General features: G+C 37.3%; 25 protein-coding genes and 1 riboswitch. Of the genes, 20 read left to right on the top strand and 5 right to left on the bottom strand.

Translation table 11 applies throughout. The features are described from left to right. Positions 1-75 precede the first annotated feature (75 nt). The 9 genes from rpmG (at position 76) to ACWM35_RS05875 (ending at position 7,384) form a co-directional block, all read left to right on the top strand. A complete protein-coding gene (rpmG, locus tag ACWM35_RS05915) occupies positions 76-225 on the top strand; it encodes a 50S ribosomal protein L33 (protein WP_015594975.1) in 150 nt (49 codons plus the stop codon). Positions 226-278: 53 nt separating this feature from the next. Beyond that, the gene (locus tag ACWM35_RS05910) at positions 279-845 is read left to right on the top strand and encodes a 5-formyltetrahydrofolate cyclo-ligase (RefSeq protein ID WP_454816399.1); all 567 of its coding nucleotides are present in this window, start codon (positions 279-281) and stop codon (positions 843-845) included. After that, entirely contained in the window at positions 842-1,633 is a 792-nt protein-coding gene (locus tag ACWM35_RS05905; protein WP_454816397.1) for a DUF92 domain-containing protein, read from the top strand. The genes ACWM35_RS05910 and ACWM35_RS05905 overlap by 4 nt, the downstream gene beginning before the upstream one ends. 163 nt (positions 1,634-1,796) lie before the next feature. Then, positions 1,797-2,747: an L-lactate dehydrogenase gene (locus tag ACWM35_RS05900; RefSeq protein WP_454817095.1), complete on the top strand. Its 951-nt coding sequence runs from the start codon at positions 1,797-1,799 to the stop codon at positions 2,745-2,747. Positions 2,748-2,848: 101 nt separating this feature from the next. Continuing rightward, positions 2,849-3,055, top strand: coding sequence for a hypothetical protein (locus ACWM35_RS05895; protein ID WP_454816395.1), 207 nt, complete (start codon positions 2,849-2,851; stop codon positions 3,053-3,055). Positions 3,056-3,143: 88 nt separating this feature from the next. Then, on the top strand, positions 3,144-4,703 hold the full coding sequence (locus ACWM35_RS05890; RefSeq protein WP_454816393.1) for a rhomboid family intramembrane serine protease: 1,560 nt from the start codon (positions 3,144-3,146) through the stop codon (positions 4,701-4,703). Positions 4,704-4,803: 100 nt separating this feature from the next. Beyond that, positions 4,804-5,004, top strand: coding sequence for a YqgQ family protein (locus ACWM35_RS05885; RefSeq protein WP_454816391.1), 201 nt, complete (start codon positions 4,804-4,806; stop codon positions 5,002-5,004). Between the two features lie 17 nt (positions 5,005-5,021). Next, positions 5,022-5,996 (top strand): ROK family glucokinase, encoded by a 975-nt coding sequence (locus ACWM35_RS05880; protein WP_454816389.1) that lies wholly within the window; start codon positions 5,022-5,024, stop codon positions 5,994-5,996. Between the two features lie 251 nt (positions 5,997-6,247). Continuing rightward, positions 6,248-7,384, top strand: coding sequence for a YqgU-like beta propeller domain-containing protein (locus ACWM35_RS05875; RefSeq protein WP_454816387.1), 1,137 nt, complete (start codon positions 6,248-6,250; stop codon positions 7,382-7,384). 64 nt (positions 7,385-7,448) lie between these two features. Here ACWM35_RS05875 and ACWM35_RS05870 read toward each other — a convergent pair whose 3' ends face one another. Next, entirely contained in the window at positions 7,449-7,625 is a 177-nt protein-coding gene (locus tag ACWM35_RS05870) for a DUF2759 domain-containing protein (protein WP_454816385.1), read from the bottom strand. Positions 7,626-7,818: 193 nt separating this feature from the next. Here ACWM35_RS05870 and ACWM35_RS05865 point away from each other — a divergent pair, with 193 nt between their 5' ends. Together ACWM35_RS05865 and ACWM35_RS05860 are read left to right on the top strand one after the other, a co-directional pair. Further along, positions 7,819-8,454: an MBL fold metallo-hydrolase gene (locus tag ACWM35_RS05865; protein WP_454816383.1), complete on the top strand. Its 636-nt coding sequence runs from the start codon at positions 7,819-7,821 to the stop codon at positions 8,452-8,454. A gap of 184 nt (positions 8,455-8,638) precedes the next feature. Next, complete coding sequence (locus ACWM35_RS05860; protein ID WP_454816381.1) at positions 8,639-9,733, top strand: class I SAM-dependent methyltransferase; 1,095 nt, start codon at positions 8,639-8,641, stop codon at positions 9,731-9,733. A 48-nt stretch (positions 9,734-9,781) separates the two neighbouring features. Here ACWM35_RS05860 and ACWM35_RS05855 read toward each other — a convergent pair whose 3' ends face one another. Next, entirely contained in the window at positions 9,782-10,027 is a 246-nt protein-coding gene (locus tag ACWM35_RS05855) for a DUF2626 domain-containing protein (RefSeq protein WP_454816379.1), read from the bottom strand. An 83-nt stretch (positions 10,028-10,110) separates the two neighbouring features. Continuing rightward, positions 10,111-10,806, bottom strand: coding sequence for a helix-turn-helix transcriptional regulator (locus ACWM35_RS05850; protein WP_454816377.1), 696 nt, complete (start codon positions 10,804-10,806; stop codon positions 10,111-10,113). Between the two features lie 227 nt (positions 10,807-11,033). On the opposite strand from ACWM35_RS05850, the gene comGA reads away from it, so the two are divergent. From comGA to ACWM35_RS05810, 8 genes are read left to right on the top strand one after another with little or no spacing between them, the layout of a single operon-like run. After that, the gene (gene comGA / locus ACWM35_RS05845; RefSeq protein WP_454816375.1) at positions 11,034-12,107 is read left to right on the top strand and encodes a competence type IV pilus ATPase ComGA; all 1,074 of its coding nucleotides are present in this window, start codon (positions 11,034-11,036) and stop codon (positions 12,105-12,107) included. Then, positions 12,094-13,125, top strand: coding sequence for a competence type IV pilus assembly protein ComGB (gene comGB / locus ACWM35_RS05840; RefSeq protein ID WP_454816374.1), 1,032 nt, complete (start codon positions 12,094-12,096; stop codon positions 13,123-13,125). Before comGA ends, comGB begins: the two co-directional genes overlap by 14 nt. An 18-nt stretch (positions 13,126-13,143) precedes the next feature. Then, positions 13,144-13,461: a competence type IV pilus major pilin ComGC gene (comGC, locus tag ACWM35_RS05835; protein ID WP_454816372.1), complete on the top strand. Its 318-nt coding sequence runs from the start codon at positions 13,144-13,146 to the stop codon at positions 13,459-13,461. After that, entirely contained in the window at positions 13,458-13,898 is a 441-nt protein-coding gene (comGD, locus tag ACWM35_RS05830; RefSeq protein ID WP_454816370.1) for a competence type IV pilus minor pilin ComGD, read from the top strand. Before comGC ends, comGD begins: the two co-directional genes overlap by 4 nt. Beyond that, positions 13,882-14,214 carry a hypothetical protein gene (locus ACWM35_RS05825; RefSeq protein WP_454816368.1) on the top strand — a complete coding sequence of 111 codons (333 nt, stop codon included), beginning with the start codon at positions 13,882-13,884 and terminating at the stop codon, positions 14,212-14,214. Before comGD ends, ACWM35_RS05825 begins: the two co-directional genes overlap by 17 nt. Further along, positions 14,159-14,635 carry a competence type IV pilus minor pilin ComGF gene (gene comGF, locus ACWM35_RS05820; protein ID WP_454816366.1) on the top strand — a complete coding sequence of 159 codons (477 nt, stop codon included), beginning with the start codon at positions 14,159-14,161 and terminating at the stop codon, positions 14,633-14,635. Before ACWM35_RS05825 ends, comGF begins: the two co-directional genes overlap by 56 nt. After that, positions 14,632-15,015, top strand: coding sequence for a competence type IV pilus minor pilin ComGG (gene comGG / locus ACWM35_RS05815; protein ID WP_454816364.1), 384 nt, complete (start codon positions 14,632-14,634; stop codon positions 15,013-15,015). The genes comGF and comGG overlap by 4 nt, the downstream gene beginning before the upstream one ends. A gap of 60 nt (positions 15,016-15,075) precedes the next feature. Further along, the gene (locus ACWM35_RS05810; protein WP_454816362.1) at positions 15,076-15,261 is read left to right on the top strand and encodes a YqzE family protein; all 186 of its coding nucleotides are present in this window, start codon (positions 15,076-15,078) and stop codon (positions 15,259-15,261) included. 189 nt (positions 15,262-15,450) lie between these two features. Here ACWM35_RS05810 and ACWM35_RS05805 read toward each other — a convergent pair whose 3' ends face one another. Continuing rightward, positions 15,451-16,242, bottom strand: a complete 792-nt coding sequence (locus tag ACWM35_RS05805; protein WP_454816360.1) for a YqhG family protein — start codon at positions 16,240-16,242, stop codon at positions 15,451-15,453. Next, on the bottom strand, positions 16,220-17,908 hold the full coding sequence (locus tag ACWM35_RS05800; RefSeq protein ID WP_454816358.1) for a DEAD/DEAH box helicase: 1,689 nt from the start codon (positions 17,906-17,908) through the stop codon (positions 16,220-16,222). Before ACWM35_RS05800 ends, ACWM35_RS05805 begins: the two co-directional genes overlap by 23 nt. Before the next feature lie 154 nt (positions 17,909-18,062). Further along, positions 18,063-18,150: riboswitch (glycine riboswitch) on the top strand. A 153-nt stretch (positions 18,151-18,303) separates the two neighbouring features. On the opposite strand from ACWM35_RS05800, the gene gcvT reads away from it, so the two are divergent. Further along, positions 18,304-19,404: a glycine cleavage system aminomethyltransferase GcvT gene (gene gcvT / locus ACWM35_RS05795; RefSeq protein ID WP_454816356.1), complete on the top strand. Its 1,101-nt coding sequence runs from the start codon at positions 18,304-18,306 to the stop codon at positions 19,402-19,404. Positions 19,405-19,411: the final 7 nt, after the last annotated feature.

The following is a 19,411-nucleotide window of genomic DNA, read 5'->3' as shown; positions in this document are numbered from 1 at the left end:
CATTTCCTTTTGAAAAATGATATTATAGAAAAGTCGTATGAACGAACTAGCTTAATCGTTTGGAGGGAAATTGACATGCGTGTAAATATTACGTTAGCTTGCACTGAGTGTGGAGATCGTAACTATATTTCAACAAAAAATAAACGTAACAACCCAGATCGTCTTGAGCTTAAAAAATATTGCCCAAGAGAAAAGCGTACAACAGCACATCGTGAAACAAAATAAGCAGTAGGGCTTCCTGCTGCTTTTTTTGTTGTCTAAAGTTGGAGGAATTCTATATGAATGAAAAAAATATTATTCGACAACGAATGAAGGAAACACTTTCAAAGCTTTCTAAACCTAACTATGAAGATTTTTCCTATAAAATTGCCCTAAGGTTATTTGAAGAAGAAAATTGGAAACAAGCAAACGTTGTCGGGATAACGATTTCGCACCCACCTGAAGTTGATACCTACCAAATTATTCGGAAAGCCTGGGAATTAGGCAAGCAGGTTGTCGTACCAAAATGTGATCCGAAAGAAAAGAAATTAAGCTTTCGATTGTTAACGGAATTCTCTCAATTAGAATCTGTGTATTATGGACTATTAGAACCGATTGAAGAGCAGACGAAGGAAGTGCTGCCAGAGAATATCGATTTGTTAATCGTTCCTGGATTAGCCTTTACCAGCGAAGGATTTCGGCTCGGTTTTGGTGGCGGCTATTATGATCGCTATTTACCTGATTTTCTAGGCGAAACGTTATCCCTTTGCTTTCACAGCCAAGTTATTTCACAATTTCCAATTGAAAAGCATGATATACCAGTTTCAAAAATTATAACAAACAATGAGGTAATAAAAACAAGATGACCGAAACGCTGATCGTTTTCATTATTATCCTTTTAACAGCTATTACCGGCTATTTACTAAAATCACTAAGCATCTCTGGAGCGATTGCAGCATTTTTGACAGGACTGACTGTTTATAGTGGATTTGGTATCAATGGTCTGATATTATTAGGTGTTTTCTTTGCTTCATCCAGCTTATGGTCAAAATATAAAAGTTCAGCCAAAAAAGAATTGGATGAAAAATTAGCAAAAGGAGCTAGAAGAGACTGGCGTCAAGTAGCTGCTAATGGCGGGACAGCAGCAATTTTTAGTATATTTAATGATTTTCATTATGATGTTATTTGGGTAATCGGATTTACAGTAAGCATGGCGAGCTCTAACTCGGATACCTGGGCATCAGAAATTGGTTCCGTTAGCAAGAGAAAACCTATTTACATACGGACGTTCAAAAGAGTAGATAGAGGAACTTCTGGTGCAATCAGTTTATTAGGTACGGCAGCATCACTCTTTGGTTCCTTACTGATTGCACTGGTCAGTGTAATACTTTTTAATTTGAACGCGGCTCATTTATTCATAATTTTTCTATTTGGATTTATGGGGAATGTCATTGATACGTTGTTTGGGGCATACTATCAACAAGCATATATTTGTAAAATATGTGGAATTGAAACGGAGAAGAAGAGCCATTGCCAAGAATCAACAATGAGAATAAAAGGTTTATCATTCGTCGATAATGATATGGTTAATTTTTTATCTGGTTTGATTGCTGCGGTGTTGGCGATGGCGGTTATTTTCTTGTTTCGGATATGATTCTAACAGGGGCATGCTATTATTAGATACTGTAACAAAATAGCTATAAAGACAACGGTTTCACTTGGATATTAATAATGAAATGAGTTTGTGAAATAGTGTACAATCTAAATGTAGAACAATAATTATTAATGGTAATTACCGTAATTCCCAAGGAGGAGATATCATGGTAAAAGTAAATAGAGTTGCATTAGTTGGAACAGGTGCTGTTGGTTCAAGTTACGCATTCGCTTTATTAAATCAAGGAATTACAGAAGAGCTTGTTTTAATAGATCTAAATGAAGCAAAAGCCGAAGGGGATGCAATGGATCTTAATCATGGCCTTCCATTTGCACCTTCAAGAACAAAAATTTGGTATGGTACATATGCAGATTGCGACCAGGCCGATCTTGTCGTCATTACAGCAGGTGCAAATCAAAAACCAGGAGAAACGAGACTTGATCTTGTTGAGAAAAACACGAAGATATTTAAGGGTATCGTCGAACAGATAATGGCAAGTGGCTTTGATGGGATTTTTCTGGTGGCAACTAATCCGGTAGATATTTTAACTTACGCAGTATGGAAATTTTCTGGTCTTCCAAAAGAGAGGGTTATTGGCTCAGGTACTATTTTAGATACCGCACGCTTCCGCTTCTTACTTGGGGAATATTTTGACGTAGATACTCGTAACGTTCACGCTTATATTATCGGTGAGCATGGGGATACTGAGCTCCCGGTTTGGAGCCATGCTGATATCGCTGGGACAAGAATTTCTGAGTGGACTAAAAGACATGAAAGTAATCAAGCAGATCTTGATAAAATCTTTGTTAACGTTCGTGATGCGGCTTATCATATTATTGAAAGAAAAGGTGCCACCTATTATGGTATTGCCATGGGGCTAGTCCGCTTAACGAAATCAATATTACGAAATGAAAATTCAGTACTAACGGTCTCAACCTTACTAGATGGAGAATACGGTCAAAGCGATGTATATATCGGTGTTCCTGCAGTAGTAAATCGCAGTGGCGTTAGGGAGGTTGTTGAATTAGAGTTAAATGAGGAAGAAAAGGAAAAATTCACAAACTCAGTTAATGTATTGAAGAAAACAATGGAACCTGTATTAAAAAAGTATTAATATGATTATCCTGAAAGGACGAAAAGAAGATTGAATTTCGTCCTTTTTGTTTGGATAAAATTCGGCTTTAAACGCACTATAAGAAAAGGAGGGATTAACAAATGTCTCGAATGTTGACTTCAATATTAATGATAGGTTCGATTGGTTATTTTGCATTTCGATATAGATATCGACTGATAAATATTGTGCTTAAGTCTGGCTGGCTCCGTAGATTTGCTGTTGGGTCGATTATGAGTTATCCAGGTGTAAGAAATAAAATGATGCAGACTGTTTTTGGCAGACCTGCGACTGGACCATCTGAATGGTAAACTCAGATGGTTCTTTTACTTTATAGCTTGAGAATATCGTCTATAATAATATAGAGAACTTGATCCCTTGTAGAATGGAGAGGAGAATTTGACCTTTAGAGAGGATTTTATTTTTTGGCGCGTAGCTGAATATTTTATAGCAGACCAAGGTTACCGAATCATACAATTATTTGAAAATCAAAAAGAACTATGGCTTGAAAAGCTTGAGAATAAAAGGGTCCCGATCGTTCGCTTAGTAAGGAAGGATTTAGACTGGAGTAGTTCGATGCAACGAGATATTGAGTTCTCTGCTGCTAATGGGGAACGAATCCGTAAGCAGGTTAACCGAGGTGAATTAAATCTTTATAATGTGTTTGTTAGCCAATTTCCACCAGTTGACGAATATGAATATCGTCTTGCAAAGCCCTTTACCTTTCCGGAAGGAAATAAAACATCAGTCCATTCCATTTTATTGACAAGTGCAGATTATGAGGTGGGATTGAAGCATCTTTCTGAGGTAATAGAAAGTGAAATTCGCTTTCCGATTGAAGAGGAGTATTCAGAACTAGCAGTCCAAGCACAAAAGAAGGCAGCCTTGGAGTATGCGGTAAATAAGGTGAAAACGGAAAAAGCTATTTTCTCAAATGGAAGACCTATTTTTACATATATCTTCATGGTTATTCAGGTAGCGCTTTTTTTGTGGTTAGAGTTAAAAGGCGGCAGCACCGATACAGGTACGTTAATCAAATATGGGGCAAAATATAATTACTATATTTATGAAGGAGAATGGTGGCGTTTCGTAACTCCCATCTTTCTTCACATCGGTTTTTTACATTTAGTCATGAATACTTTGTCATTGTATTATTTAGGAACGGCTGTTGAAAGAATGTACGGTAATTTCCGCTTTGTATTTATTTACTTATTTGCTGGAGTAACAGGGTTCATTGCTAGTTTTCTAACTAGCTCAGTAGTTTCAGCAGGAGCGAGTGGAGCCATTTTTGGCTGCTTTGGTGCCTTGCTGTATTTTGGGGTCATATATCCTAAATTGTTTTCTCGAACGATGGGGGCTAATTTAATTGGTATTCTTGTCATCAATATTATCATCGGTTTTTCAGTCTCTAGTATCGATAATGCTGGGCATTTAGGCGGCTTAGCTGGTGGTTTCCTCGCAGCTGGCAGTGTGCATTTTCCGAAAAGGAAAAAGCTGTTGTTACAATTCCTATTTTCCTTTACGGCAATTGCTGTTATTTGGGGATCTTTAGCCTATGGTTACAGTGATGAGGTCAAGGCAGAAGATGAAAGTATTTATATGCTCGCACAACAGTTACTACAACAAGAAAACTATGAACAAGCCTATGAGATATTAAAGAAATTTGAAGAGAATACAAAAAATCCCACTGCTCCATTTTATTTTTCCTTATCCTTTGTCGAAATTAAATTGGGAGTTCTTACAGATGGAAAGGAGCATTTGCAAAAAGCCATCGAATTGGAGCCGGAATTTCCTGAAGCACATTACAATTTAGCGTTAATCTTCTATGAGGAAGGTGACTTAGAGCAGGCTAGGATTCATGCAGAGAAAGCTTCCAAGTTAAAACCAGAGCAGCAGGAATATTCAAAATTGCTTAAAGAGCTTAATCGCATCATCCCTCCCTATAGTGGAGCAGAATAGGGGAAAGCAGTTTATAAGATTCGCTTGAGAGCACTAATGGCATAGGTTATACTTTTAGTATATAGTTTCTCAAAATGGATGTTAGAGGGTTTAAGTGGATATGAAGACAATTTATGAAATCCAGCAATATTTAAAGCAATTTGGAACGATTATTTATATTGGTGATCGTGTAGCTGATCTGGAGCTAATGGAGTCTGAAGTAAATGAATTATATCGATCTCAGTTAATGGATCCAAAAGATTACGCAACTGCCAAATTGATTTTAAGACATGAAATACAATTTTTAAAAGAAAAACAATAATAGAAATAGGTGATACGATGTCTGAACAATGGATTGTTGGGGTAGACCTTGGTGGGACGACTACTAAAATAGCATTTCTTACTATGGGTGGGGAAATTTTGCATAAGTGGGAAATCCCAACTGATAACTCGGAAAAAGGAAAAAATATCACTACGAATATTGCCAATGCGATAGATGTAAAATTAGCCGAACTTGGTGAAAAAAAAGCTAAACTTATCGGTATTGGGATGGGAGCACCTGGACCTGTGGATTATGAGGCTGGTGTTATCCTAAATGTAGTGAATCTTGGCTGGGAGGATAACTTTCCTTTACAGGATCGACTCCAAGAAGTGACCTCTTTACCTGTGGCGATTGAAAATGATGCCAATAGTGCTGCTTTAGGTGAAATGTGGAAAGGTGCAGGCAAAGGGGCAAAGGATATTGTTTGTGTAACACTTGGAACAGGTGTTGGTGGCGGTGTAATTGTGGCGGAAAAAATTGTCCAAGGTGTTAATGGGGCTAGTGGAGAGATTGGTCATATTACCGTTATTCCTTCTGGTGGTGCACCATGTAATTGTGGAAAAACAGGTTGTCTTGAAACGGTAGCTTCGGCAACTGGGATTGTCCGATTAGCAATGAATGAGCTTACGAAGATGGATGTCGATGGTGAATTAGCAGAGATTTACGCTAAAAATGGTAGTGTAACTGCAAAAGAAGTCTTTGATACGGCACGTAATGGAGATCACTTAGCGAAAAAAGTATTAGCAGAGGTATCCTTCCATTTAGGTTTTGTTCTTGCAAATATTGGGAATACATTAAATCCAGAAAAAATTGTTTTAGGCGGCGGTGTTTCAAGAGCAGGTGATATTTTACTGGATGCGGTGAAAGAAAACTTTTCAAAGTTTGCCTTTTCTGCAGTTCGCGAATCCACTCAGATATCCATAGCAACCCTTGGAAATGACGCAGGAGTAATCGGGGCGGCCCGATTAATTAAAGATAAGCTAAATCAATAACTTATTAGTAGAGAAAGCCTGAACTACAGGTTTTTTTCTTTTGTCGCGTTATTTCAAAAATAGTTCTATCTCCTACTTGTAAATTGAAATGAATCACATTAAAATAAACTATTGTTAGATTCTGTTTTATAGAAAAAAAGTCGTGCTTATGCGGCTTTTTTCTTATTTATTTAAATCTATCTGAAAATATTGAAACATTTTTGTAAAGATATCGTACTAATTAATACAAGATAAAATGGAGGGGGCTGAAAATGCTTCAAAAGGAAAAAAGAAAGCGGTTATTCATTCATTTTCTAGTATTGATATTGCTCATTTCAGCCTCTTTATTAAGTGCCTGTACGAGTCAACAAAATGCTAAACCTAAGGCAAATGAGGTCAATGAAAAACAGAATAACAAGCCATCGCCAACAAAGGATTGGAAACTTCCAATCGCTATACCAGAAGGTGAATTTTATAAAGTTGGCGGCTGGGTATCCGACCATCAACTGCTATATATTACAAATGCTGAGCAAACATCTACTATCTATCTTTATGATTTGCTAACGGGTAAAAGCAAAAAAATCTATAAAAGTGAAGTTCCGATTGTTACAACGCAAGTAAGTCCCCAAGAGAAATATATATTAGTGCATACTTCACCTTCTACTTATGAAGGAAGGGTAACGATTATCTCCTCTGAAGGATCAGAGCTCCTCGAGCATTCTTTCGCGTCCTATGAATTATCATTTGAATGGAATCCCTATAATGAATCAGAGGTTCTAGTCTCTTCGTTTAATAATGATTGGACCTACCAAATGGAATTGATCGATATCGAGAAACGGACAACTACGGAGCTTTCCTTATCTCAGCCATTTATTAAATGGTTAAATGAGGAAGAAATCGCCTATTTGCAGTGGGATGATAATCAACCGGCCTTAACTGCACCGTTATTGGTACAAAATTTGAAAACAAATGAAGTTAAAACACTTTTTCCCGAGGTTCTACAATTTTCAGCTAATCAAGAAAGTTTAATGACCATCACCGTTCCAAACCAAGATCAAGGTGAATTAATCTATTCATTTCTAAATCAAGAGTTAAAACCATTGTTTTCATTTTCAGTCCCTCATTTAACTATGTTTTCTGGATGGCTGGTTCCTTTTTTTGACATGAATGAAAATGGGAAGTTTATCAGCCTTGAACCAGTTAAAAGTGCAGAAGCAGATACTTATTCTGATGGGTTTCAACTAGCTGTTTACGACACCGAAAAGGGAAGTCAGCAAATGATTATGAATGGTTTGATGAATGAGCCGGTTCTATTAGCTCCATCAGGCAATGCAACCCTTTATGGAAATAAATTTGAGAAAATTATCGATTTTAGCTCAAAAAAAATATACGACCTCGTAAAAGAATGACGGTGATTAGTCATTCTTTTTAATTAAAAAAAGACTGCCTTTTGGCAGTCTTTCAATTCTCTTCTTAGTGTGTTCCAGTCGGGAATCCGCTTTCGATTAATGTCATAACTGCAAACCAACCGAATACTGCCAAAGTTGCTACAGCAAAAAATGCACCTAAGAAATTTTTATTTTTTAGGGCAGTGAATGCACCATAAGCAGCAAGTAATGCTACCAAAGCAAAAATAATAACTACTCCCATGAATAAAGCCCCCTTTATTAGATATTAACCTGGCTATAGCCCATTAATTCTTTGATAGTTATGTAAGAATATTATATACATTCGACTCTTATTTTATATTCTTTTCATTCATTTGTCGAGGGCTAAAAAAGTTAGCAATACAGCGCTTATAGTGTAAAATGTAGTTAATGTAAAAAGAATGGAGGAAATAAGGATGAAATGGTCACAAATTCCCCTTGGTGTTTTACAAACCAATTGTTATATTGTTGAAAATCCTGATAAAACCTGTTTAATCTTTGATCCCGGAAGTGAAGGGAAAAAGCTCATAAAATGGTTAACGAAAAGAGAATTAAAGCCGATCGCAATCATGTTAACACATGCACATTTTGACCATATTGGGGCGGTCGATGTGGTTAGAGACCTTTATCAAATTCCGGTTTATATCCACGAGGAAGAAGAGGACTGGCTAGCTGATCCAGGATTGAATGGCTCTAAGTATTTTATGATGCAAGAATTAATTAAAGCAAAAAATGCAGATTATATAATCAAACAAGAGGAGACAATGAAGATAGGCAATTTTGAATTCTCTGTGTTTGAAACTCCGGGACATTCGCCTGGAAGTGTGTCTTATTATTTCGAGCAGGGTGGATTTGTTGTATCGGGTGATGCGCTATTTAAAAGCAGTATCGGACGAACAGATCTTCCTGGTGGTAACCATAAACAACTGATTAAAAGTATTCATGAAAAGCTTTTATTCTTACCAGAAAAAACAGAAGTATTATCTGGTCATGGTCCTATTACTACGATTGGTGAAGAGATGGATGGAAATCCGTTTTTACATGGGTTTTGAACTCAAAAGCGGAAGCCTATTGTTGTAGTCAAAAACAATAGAAAAGCCCTTCTCAATAGAGAAGGGCTTTTCTGGGGGATGTTTTATTCATATAAATGGGAGGGGATATAGTTAAGCTACTAATCTTACAATATAATAAAGTTATTACTATGTCAACAGTGTTAACTTGCATAAAGGAGTCATTATGATTAACTATTTAAAGAGTCTTATTTCCCAATCACCGACTAACTTAATTTCTTATGCTGAATACATAAATGCTGTGCTCTATCATCCTGAACTAGGATATTACATGAAAAGGAAACAGAAAATTGGCAAGCAAGGTGACTTTATTACCACGAGTAATATTTCAGATGTTTATGGGAGAATCATTGCTAAATGGTTCTCTGCTATTTGTCTGAAAAACGATTTGGAACCTGTATTTTGCGAAATAGGAGCCGGTAACGGCCGCTTTGCCCAGGCTTTTTTGCAGGAATGGCATAACTCCATTAATGCTCCTTTAAAATATCTAATTGTTGAAAGCAGCCCCTATCATCAAGAATTACAAAAGGGATTACTAGCAGAGTATTCCTCAGTCGTTGTCCAAGTAGAAAGACTTGATGAGCTCGCATGCTTTGAAGGAATGGTCTTTTCGAATGAATTATTTGACGCTCTTCCCGTTCATGTCATTGAAAAAAATAATGGTCAATTATATGAAGTGATGGTTGGTATCAAAAATGAACAATTATATGAGGATAAGGTTCAATTAACCAATCCAGCCATTCTTTCCTTTTTACAAGAGAATAGCTTTCATTTAAGTGAGGGGCAGCGAATAGAAGTACCCCTTTTGATGGAGAATCTGCTAAGCGCAATGTCCAATGTACTAAAACATGGTTTAGTGGTAACGGCTGACTATGGTTATACAAAGGAAGAGTGGAGGCATCCTTCAAGGAAAATGGGAAGCTTAAGAGGATATTATCAGCATAAAATGATCGAAAATGTACTAGAACATCCTGGGGAAATGGACATTACCACTCACATCCATTTTGATTGGCTGATTCAAAAAGGTGAAGAGATAGGCTTGAAGGATCTTACAAAGCTAAGGCAAGATGAGTTTTTATTAAAAGCTGGAATTTTAAAGGAATTAGAAAATCATTTTGATCCGAACCCATTTTCAGAAGTTAGTAAACGCAATCGGGCTATTCGCAGTTTGATCATGCCATCCGGATTAAGTCCCTATTTTCATATCGTTATTCAACAAAAAGGGCATAATTGGAATGAGACTAATATTTTTGAAACATAAAAAACACCGGAGTTTATTTTCCGGTGTTTTTTATGTTTGGGCAGACGATCAATGTCCGCCGCCGCCAAGCGGCATCATGAAAGTTGTCCAATACGTGAAGCCTGCAAAGAACACAGTTAAATATGCTCCGAAAACATACATATACATACGTTCGGATAGTTTAAGATAACTTAATAAAACAAAGAATCCAGTTTGGGCTAAGAATAGCATTGCTGTCTTATCCATATCACCTAAATAGAACATTACGGTAAAAATACCCGTCCAGAAACCCATAACTCTGAACATGCGATCCATATGTATCCCTCCTTTTACCCCGCGGTACCATCAATACAATATTATAAAGTAAAAGGCGGTGTAATGTAAATAATGGTTTCGCTTTAGTTAGTAATAAGTGCTTGATAAGTGCAAGTTTCGCAGCCTGAGAACATGTTTTCTTTTTCGATAAGCTCTACGGAGTCAAATAGTGCTTCAAACATGCCTTTTAAGAATTCTTGGTGCATACCGCAAACTGTTTCGTGCTCCTCTGCCACTTCTTTAAATGGACAGTTGAAAATACGAAAATAAATTTTTGTTTGATCTCCGCTTGCTTCGAATTCTGGATAAAAGCCTGCAAGAGTTGCAGCACTTTTTAATATATTTAGCTTTTGATCAAATTCTAATACATCACCATAAGATTTTTTGGCCATTTCTTGTTCAATCAATTCCATGCCAAATCGTTTCCCTGTTAAATAAAGAGCCTGTTTCCCAGGTTCTCCTAAACTAAGCATTGTTTGTATCGCAACTTTGGATAAAAGCATATAATCGCGGAATGGGAAATGCAATTGGATGACATCATCGGATAAGCGATAAAGTCTGCTAGGTCTGCCGCCTTTTCCCGTCTTTTTTGTTTCAGAAATTAACATATTAACATCTTCAAGCTTTGATAAGTGCAATCGTGCTACGTTTGGGTGGATATTGAAATTTTCTGCCACTTCTTGTACCGTAACTTCTTGGTGACGCTTCGTAATGTATTGATAGATATAATAACGTGTTGGATCAGACAATACATTTGTTATCTTTAATGTTTGTTCCATCTCTGTTCACCTCGGCCCCCCATAATTTAACCCAATTATAATATAGCCATATAAACATGGGAATGAGGTTAACAATATTAACACTATATGTTTAGAAAATGTTCACAAATAGGAAGTTATTGCTCTTTTTTTGTAGAAAAAAATAAATTTTTATTAAAAATAAAAAAGGAAAAACCAGAAATGTGTCGAAATACAACCAAGACAAAATAAAAAGGTGGTGTTTATTATTGGTAAGTGACATTGAAATATTAGCGAATCGGATTATTACCGATGCTGCCAGGAACCAAGCAACAGATATTCATATCGTTCCTAGAAAGAAAGACACGCTTATCCAAATTCGCTTAACGAACAAACTCATTCCCCGATTATCCCTTCCTAAAGATGAATGTGACAGATTAATATCCCATTTTAAATTTACTGCCAATATGGATATCGGAGAACGACGACGCCCTCAAAGTGGTGCGATTTTTTGTGAAGTTAACGGGCTATTAATGGGCCTAAGACTTTCGACTCTTCCCTCAAACAATCGTGAAAGTCTGGTAATTCGACTTTTGCCGCAACAAGAACAGATTCCTTTTCACCAACTTTCATTATTCCCTGGAATGACAAGAAAACTTTTAGCACTTTTGAAGCACGCTCATGGTTTAATCATATTTACCGGTCCAACTGGATCAGGCAAAACCACTACCTTATACTCCCTGTTGAATGAAACAGCACATCTTTTTCACCGTAACGTCATTACTCTCGAAGACCCCATCGAAAAAAACTACGATTCTGTTTTACAAGTACAAGTGAATGAAAAAGCGGGCGTGACGTATGCTGCTGGCTTAAAGGCCATTCTCCGTCACGATCCAGATATCATTATGGTCGGGGAAATTCGTGATGCCGAAACAGCTAAGATTGCCGTTCGAGCAGCTTTGACAGGTCATTTAGTGCTCTCGACAATGCATACTAGGGACGCGAAGGGTGCGGTATATCGTCTTCATGAATTCGGTGTTAACTGGTTAGAGGTCGAACAAACGTTAATTGCCGTGACAGCACAGAGGTTGGTGGAGCTGACATGCCCTTATTGCCAAGGGGAGTGCTCTCCGTTTTGCTATTCTTATGGGAGATGGAAACGGGCCAGTGTTTTTGAGTTATTATCAGGGAGGAACTTAAACACTGCCATGAAGGCAGCGAAGGGTGAGAAGGTAATTTCTAAATATCGGACAATCAAAGAGGTTATTAACAAGGGAATTGCCCTCGGCTACATTCAAGAGTCTGAGTACGAGCGCTTGGTATATGATCATGAAGCGCCATAAATGGAATGTGAACGAACAAGCGAATTTATTAAAAAGAACAGGTGAATTACTTGATCGAGGTTACCCAATTGCCGGAGCGATTGAATCGATTTCATTACAATTACCTATAAACCAAAAGGAGGAGCTAAAACAATGTTTAATCGATTTAAAAAAGGGTCAAGCCTTTCATGATGTGTTAAGCCATCTTGGGTTTCACCAGGATTTAATTGGTTACGTTTATTTCGCTGAACAACATGGGAGTTTTGCAGAAGCACTGCTAGAGGGGAGTGAACTAATATTAGTAAAAGACAATGACCGGAAGAAGCTGATAAAACTACTTCAGTATCCTATGCTGCTTATCATGATCACGGGCTTTTTATTTGTTTTTGTTCAAAAATCATTACTGCCTAAATTTACAAGTTTGTTTCTTTCCATGAGTCTCGAAGCCAATTTTTTTATGAAACTTCTTTATACCTTGGATAAATATTTTCCCTTAGTTATGGGTCTAATGCTATTTCTCCTGGGTGCTTGCGGATTCTATTATTATTATTATTTTCGAAAGCTCCCAGCCATACAGCAAAGAATCTATCTTGTCCGAATCCCCATCGCAGGAAGAATTTTGAAGTTGCTATTTACCCACTATTTCTCCATTCAGTTGAGTTTCCTGTTATCTGGCGGTATCTCCGTCTTCGAGGCACTGCACATATTTGAGAAAAACAAAAAACAACCTTTTTATTGCCAACTCGGGAAGGAAATCAAGATTAAGCTATTAACAGGTGAGGGGCTTGGGACCATTGTGGCCAGTTTTCCTTTTTTTGAGAGTGAATTTTCAACCATCATTAAGCACGGTCAAGATAATGGGAAATTAGAACAAGAACTTCGGTTCTATGGTCAGCACTGTATTGTGAGGATGGAAGAATTAATTGAAAAATGCTTTAAATTAATCCAACCAATTCTTTATCTAATCATCGGGTTTCTTGTTGTTTCCATGTACTTAGCCATTCTATTACCGATGTTCCATCTCCTCGATGGAATTTAATAACTGGAGGTCTTACTTATGAAAAATGAAAAAGGATTTACCCTAGTAGAAATGATGATCGTCATGCTGGTTATTTCTGTTTTACTAATTGTAACTATTCCAAATGTGGCCAAACATAATGAAAATATTAACGAAAAAGGCTGTCAAGCGTTTGTAAAAATGGTCGAAGCTCAAGTCCAATCCTATGAAATAAAGCATAACAAGGTTCCTACTTTGGCTGAATTAAAGGCGGGTGGATACTTATCTGGTGAAGGCTGCCCAGACGGAAAAACGGTAGTCCAGATCGATGCAAACGGTAACGTAACAACGGCAGCCAAACCATTAACCTCACAATGATCAACAATCAAAAGGGATTTACCTTAATAGAGTCCTTGGTTGTTCTCTCCATTTTTATCATTATTTCCTCGATTACGGTAGTCTCTATTAAACCGCAATATTATATGGCAGACGATGAGACCTTCATTTCTCAGTTAAAAGCAGATTTAAATTACGCACAACAATTTGCCATTTCCCACCAAAAAGAAGTGAAAGTCAATTTTATCCCTAATCGATTTCGGTATATCATCTATGAAAATAATAATTCCCCAAATATCATTGAGAGACAATATTCGCCAAATATTCATGTGAGTCCGGGTTCTATCCCGTTATATTTTAAATATCTTCCCAATGGAAATGTCGATCAATTTGGTTCTCTTTATTTCAAATCAACAGAAAAATCTTATCGATTAACCATTTTGATTGGAAAGGGACGGTTCTATGTTGCTGAAGAATGATGGATTCTTTTTGCTTGAGTTGCTTTTATCATTGTCGGTATGGATTATGATCGGACTGTTTTTTGTTCCGCTATTAATGGATTTAAAAAATCAATCTCAGGAGCTTGAAATATATAAAAAAGCAAATCAGTTATTATACGAAGAACTTCATGCCACATTATCTGATGACCATTTAGAAGCAAGATACTCGGTTATTGAGAAAGGTAGAGAGTATCAAATCGAGTGGCGTGATGGTGGAGGGGAAAAGGAGGTGTGTGTAAGTGTTGTGGAAGTTTCCTCTCAACAAAAAACAGAAATTTGTGCTAATCCAGAATGAACAAGCTTTTACTCTTCTTGAGGTCTTATTTGCCTTTTTGATCTTCACTACCATCATTTTCTTCCTCACTCCTGTCCTTCAAGTGTTATTAAACCATAGCGATTCACAGGAAAGGCTGCAAGAAATGGAGTGGCAGGTATTTTGCAGTCAAATTAAAAAGGAAATCCGAATGAGCTCTAATGTTGAAGTATTATCAGGGAAATTAGTACTAACCAACCAAAATGAAAAGGTTTATTATGAGAAGTATACTCAAAATTTACGAAGAAGAGTGAATTCTACCGGACATGAAATTGCCTTGCAAAATGTATCGAGCGTCAATTTTATTAGGGAAAATCATGCTGTGAAAATTGTTGTAACGGATATTTGGGGAAATGAATACTCAACACGGATCCATTCTTTTATCCAGTGGGCAGCTTTATGAAAAAGAATGAACGTGGCTTTGCTTACCCATTAACATTGGTTGTACTATTATTATTCCTTTTGATTTTCTCCTATCGAGTTGAACAGCTTTTGTCAGAGAGAAAGCTTGCTGATGTAACGAAAACGATATTACAGGAGGAGTATTATTTTCATTCCTCTATTAGGAAAATAGAAAAAATCTACGAAATGGATGAGACGATACCGATAAAAGGAACTTTTTCTTATTCAAACGGAAATATGGAATATCAAGCCGAGGCCCCAATCGGTTCGAGCCAAACGGTTCATTTCACGCTAAAGATGAAAACAGGAGAAACACTGATTTGCCGCGGTTATTTTGATAAGAAAGCAAAGAGGTTAATGAAATGGATAGAATTAAAATAGCTAATATCCTCGTTTGATTTAGTAAAACATGGTTATACTTCTAATGAAGGTGGTGTCTCCATGAAAACAAATGATTATGTGAAATATATGACTCAAACTTTAGTAAAGTATGCCGACCAGCCAAAAGATGAACGAAGAAGGCTTCGCGAAGAAAAAAAGCTTGCAAAGGCCTCATTCTGGTACCGCTGGTTCGGGATTCTCCCATATATTTTTTATATTGAAGTGAAAAAGCGAAGAAAAATGTAAAGAAGCAGACCCGTCTGCTTCTCTTTTTATAGGATAAGAAAGTATAAAATTCGACTAAGAGAATTGTCTAGCTCCAGCGCCTAGGGGCTCGGGTCATAAGCCAATCCGTCAAGAAGGTTAAAGAACAACCTTCTCGCCGGCTCGTCTTATGCCTGTCGCCCCTGGTCAAGGCGCTTCCGCTTTTCTTATTCATATAGCTTTTTCCGTTAAATAAAATAATCCGCCAGTGATAAACGAAATGTTAATTTTAGGTTCATATTGTTCCTTTAATGCTTGTTTTTCTGTTTCATAGCTTTCGTTTTCTTCTTCGACATCTTCATAAAAGTGATCGAGGAGACGTAAGTCCTGTTCCCATCGCTGTTTAGCTTCCTCTGCCCATGTATGATCATCCTCATCAATCACACTCTTAAGATAGTTCTCGATTCTCGCCATCCCGCTTTTTGGCTTTACTAGCGGAGATAATGTAAAGGAATAATCCGGGATTTTTGGAGTTAATGTCATCTGCTGTAACCGTTCATGAAAATCCTCAACCATTTTGCCATTAATTAGTTGTAAACCAATTGATTTATAAATATCCCGTTTCCGGTCGCATTGATAAGAAATTTTCACATTCATACAAAGCCAAGGCATCAAGGGTGTTTGTTGGTTTACATTACGGTGATTCTCATATAAGCGAATGTACTTTGCCAGTTTTTTCGTAGATTCAAAAATTTGGTGCAGACGAGGTGAGCCAAAATAAATCGTTTCACCTTTAAGATTTTCCGGTGCAATCTCAGGATTTGTAATCAGGGTGAGTCTCATTGGGTTCGGAACGCCTCCCGTTTTTTCTAAGTAATGCCAGTAAAATGGGCGGTTCATTAATTCCTTATCGAGCTCAATCGTTAATTGCACAATAATATATCCCTTGGCATTTTCAACAATCTCACATTCATTTGCTTGGAAATAGCGAATAAGAAAATTATGAATTTCCTGCTGCTGCATGTGACTCCTCCTTCTGCATATCCTTTGCCATATCAATCATAGAGGTTAAATTCTCCATTTTAATCCGCATTTCACCCTCTGAGCATGACTGCCCAAAAATATCGATTAAATGGTCTTCAATATTTCCGAAATCCAGCTTTGTTAAAATATCGTCCAATTCACCAATGACTTTTTCAAATAGATCAATTTTTTCATATAACAGTTTTAAAATATGCTCTTCGACGGTATTTTTAATCGCAAAATTATAGATCATAACATCCTTTTCTTGGCCAAGCCGATGAATTCTTCCAATCCTCTGTTCAAGCCGCATTGGATTCCAAGGTAAATCGAAATTGATAATATGATTACAGAATTGCAGGTTGATCCCTTCACCGCCTGCTTCAGTAGCAATTAACACTTGTGCATGCTTCTGAAAGAGCTCTCGCATCCAATCCTTTTTGCCGCGCTTAAAGCCGCCGCGAAAGGGAACAGAAGAAATACCGTGTTGTTTTAAATACCATTGCAGATACATTTGGGTTGCCCGGTATTCGGTGAAAATTATGACTTTATCATTAATTTGTTGGATCAATTCCAGCGCTTTTTCTGCTTTAGAATTTGTTTGGACTGCTTCAACCTTACTAATTAATTTTTGAATTTGGTCTTGGAATGCCTGTGTTGGATTTTCCTTCTTTTGCAGCATGTTTTTGAGTGTATAGAACACAGACTCTCGGCTGCTGCAAGCCTCCCGCTGTAAAGTCATCACGGAAAAAGCACTTGTTTGGACCCAATCACCTTCGCTTTTTAATGAGGTAATTGCTTCGTATAATTCTTTTTCCTGAGGAGTGAATTCGATTGGAATGGTTTCAACTTGTCGTTTTGTCCATTCTATTCCTGTATCAGCACGGCGGTTTCTGATCATGACCTTATTCACTAACTCTTTTAAATGCTCATCATCATTTAATGACCGGGCGTCACGCTTGTATTTTTCATAAAAAGCGGTCTCACTGCCTAAATGCCCCGGCTTTAAAAGGGAAACAAGATTGAATATCTCTTCTACCCGATTCTGAATGGGGGTAGCTGTCAGCAATAAACAAAATTTCTTTTTCAAGTTTTGAACAAATTCATAGTTTTTTGTTTTGTTATTCTTTAATTTATGTGCCTCATCAATAATGATTAAGTCATAGTCCTGTTTATAAATTATATCCCGATGTGGATTCCGTTTCGCAGTATCAATGGATGAGACAACAACATCACATTGTTCCCATACATAGCTTTTTCTTTGCGTAATCGCTGGTATAAAAAACTTGCTATTAAGCTCCATTGCCCACTGAGTGACTAACGAAGCAGGGACAAGAATTAATACCTTTTTTACGAGACCACGAATCATGTATTCTTTTAAAATTAAACCTGCTTCAATCGTTTTTCCGAGCCCAACTTCATCAGCAAGAATTGCTTTGCCGTTCATATTTTCAATTACTTGTTTGGCCGTTTCGAGTTGATGTGGAAGGGGAGTCAGATGTGGCAGGTGATTAGGTGCCTGTAAACCCTCAAATTCAGGGATGATAAGGTGCTTTTCAACCCCAACGGCCAATTTAAACAGTTCCCAATTTCCCCATGGGCCATCATTTTCAATCCGATGCAAAAAATCATCCTGCCAGGAGGAATCAAATTCTATTTGGACTGTCATCATTTCAGCTCCTTTTGTGTAATTATATATTGCTCAATATGATGTTTTAGTGGTAGGATGATAATAGCTTTTGAAAGTTAAAAATATTGTAATAAAATAATTTTTTTAAGATGTATATTTTAGTATGACCCGATTGGAAATTTTTATAATGCGAATGACGACAAGGGGAGAGACTACTTTTGTAGCGCCGAAGGAGCAAGCATCCGTGTGAATCTCTCAGGCAAAAGAACTCTTGTTTGACGCAGCTCTGGAGAGTGCTGGACATATGTCTCCAGCCACCAAAGGGGAAAGCCTAGTTAGGTAAACTTTCAGGTGCAAGGACAGAGACCTTCTTTATTCTTTAAGGGGAGGTTTCTGTCTTTTTTTTGCTTCATACATACTAAAGGGGGATTATCATGACTGAACTTAAACGCACTCCGCTATTTGAAGTTTATAAGGAATATGGCGGGAAAACGATTGATTTTGGGGGCTGGGAATTGCCAGTTCAATTTTCAAGTATTAAGGAAGAGCATGAAGCAGTCCGTACGAAAGCCGGATTATTTGATGTATCTCATATGGGAGAAATTGAAGTAAAAGGCACCGATAGCTTAAACTATTTACAAAAAATGATGACAAATGACATTTCAAAAATCAAAAATGGTGGAGCACAGTATACGGCCATGTGCTATGAAAATGGCGGAACAGTTGATGATCTGCTTGTATACAAAATTGAAGACAACCATTACCTATTAGTGGTAAATGCTTCAAATATTGAAAAAGATTATAAGTGGCTCGAAGATCATGTCGAAGGAGATGTTTCTCTCGATAATCTATCTGAAACAATGGCTCAATTGGCATTACAGGGACCACTGGCAGAAAAAGTATTACAAAAATTAGCAGGGAACGATGACTTAAGTCAAATAGGTTTCTTCAAATTCCAACAAGAAGTGGAATTAATCGGAAAGAAAGCACTCGTATCAAGAACAGGTTATACGGGTGAAGATGGTTTCGAAATTTATTGTGCTTCTGAAGATGTGGTTGACCTATGGAAAGCTATTTTAAATGCAGGCGAAGAAGATGTCATTCCTTGCGGCTTAGGATCAAGGGACACGCTTCGCTTCGAGGCTACATTAGCCCTTTACGGTCAAGAATTATCACCTGAAATTTCTCCACTTGAAGCTGGAATTGGTTTTGCTGTTAAGTTGAATAAAGATGCAGAGTTTATTGGGAAAGAAGTATTAAAGCAGCAAAAAGAAAATGGTGCAGAGCGTAAATTAGTAGGAATAGAAATGATTGACCGAGGAATTCCACGCTACGGTTACCCAGTATTTAGAGGCGAAGAGCTTATTGGTGAGGTGACAACAGGAACACAGTCACCAACTTTGAAAAAGAACATTGGGCTTGTATTGATTAAAGTGGAGCATACAGGACTTGATACAGAAGTCGAAGTTGAAATCCGCGGTAAACGTTTGAAGGCAAAAGTAGTACCAACACCTTTTTATAAACGAAATAAGTAGAAGACGA

This window comes from Neobacillus sp. K501 (assembly GCF_053749995.1).
The sequence above is the reverse complement of the archived record's forward strand: the minus strand, read 5'-3'. Positions and strand labels throughout refer to the sequence as shown.

What these genes read in the sequence shown, in the direction of transcription:
- rpmG (WP_015594975.1), top strand. Translation starts at nt 76, where the DNA reads ATGCGTGTAAATATTACGTTAGCTTGCACTGAGTGTGGAGATCGTAAC.
- ACWM35_RS05910 (WP_454816399.1), top strand. Translation starts at nt 279, where the DNA reads ATGAATGAAAAAAATATTATTCGACAACGAATGAAGGAAACACTTTCA.
- ACWM35_RS05905 (WP_454816397.1), top strand. Translation starts at nt 842, where the DNA reads ATGACCGAAACGCTGATCGTTTTCATTATTATCCTTTTAACAGCTATT.
- ACWM35_RS05895 (WP_454816395.1), top strand. Translation starts at nt 2,849, where the DNA reads ATGTCTCGAATGTTGACTTCAATATTAATGATAGGTTCGATTGGTTAT.
- ACWM35_RS05885 (WP_454816391.1), top strand. Translation starts at nt 4,804, where the DNA reads ATGAAGACAATTTATGAAATCCAGCAATATTTAAAGCAATTTGGAACG.
- ACWM35_RS05880 (WP_454816389.1), top strand. Translation starts at nt 5,022, where the DNA reads ATGTCTGAACAATGGATTGTTGGGGTAGACCTTGGTGGGACGACTACT.
- ACWM35_RS05875 (WP_454816387.1), top strand. Translation starts at nt 6,248, where the DNA reads ATGCTTCAAAAGGAAAAAAGAAAGCGGTTATTCATTCATTTTCTAGTA.
- ACWM35_RS05870 (WP_454816385.1), bottom strand. Translation starts at nt 7,625, where the DNA reads ATGGGAGTAGTTATTATTTTTGCTTTGGTAGCATTACTTGCTGCTTAT.
- ACWM35_RS05865 (WP_454816383.1), top strand. Translation starts at nt 7,819, where the DNA reads ATGAAATGGTCACAAATTCCCCTTGGTGTTTTACAAACCAATTGTTAT.
- ACWM35_RS05860 (WP_454816381.1), top strand. Translation starts at nt 8,639, where the DNA reads ATGATTAACTATTTAAAGAGTCTTATTTCCCAATCACCGACTAACTTA.
- ACWM35_RS05855 (WP_454816379.1), bottom strand. Translation starts at nt 10,027, where the DNA reads ATGGATCGCATGTTCAGAGTTATGGGTTTCTGGACGGGTATTTTTACC.
- ACWM35_RS05850 (WP_454816377.1), bottom strand. Translation starts at nt 10,806, where the DNA reads ATGGAACAAACATTAAAGATAACAAATGTATTGTCTGATCCAACACGT.
- comGB (WP_454816374.1), top strand. Translation starts at nt 12,094, where the DNA reads ATGAAGCGCCATAAATGGAATGTGAACGAACAAGCGAATTTATTAAAA.
- comGC (WP_454816372.1), top strand. Translation starts at nt 13,144, where the DNA reads ATGAAAAATGAAAAAGGATTTACCCTAGTAGAAATGATGATCGTCATG.
- comGD (WP_454816370.1), top strand. Translation starts at nt 13,458, where the DNA reads ATGATCAACAATCAAAAGGGATTTACCTTAATAGAGTCCTTGGTTGTT.
- ACWM35_RS05825 (WP_454816368.1), top strand. Translation starts at nt 13,882, where the DNA reads ATGTTGCTGAAGAATGATGGATTCTTTTTGCTTGAGTTGCTTTTATCA.
- comGG (WP_454816364.1), top strand. Translation starts at nt 14,632, where the DNA reads ATGAAAAAGAATGAACGTGGCTTTGCTTACCCATTAACATTGGTTGTA.
- ACWM35_RS05810 (WP_454816362.1), top strand. Translation starts at nt 15,076, where the DNA reads ATGAAAACAAATGATTATGTGAAATATATGACTCAAACTTTAGTAAAG.
- ACWM35_RS05805 (WP_454816360.1), bottom strand. Translation starts at nt 16,242, where the DNA reads ATGCAGCAGCAGGAAATTCATAATTTTCTTATTCGCTATTTCCAAGCA.
- ACWM35_RS05800 (WP_454816358.1), bottom strand. Translation starts at nt 17,908, where the DNA reads ATGACAGTCCAAATAGAATTTGATTCCTCCTGGCAGGATGATTTTTTG.
- gcvT (WP_454816356.1), top strand. Translation starts at nt 18,304, where the DNA reads ATGACTGAACTTAAACGCACTCCGCTATTTGAAGTTTATAAGGAATAT.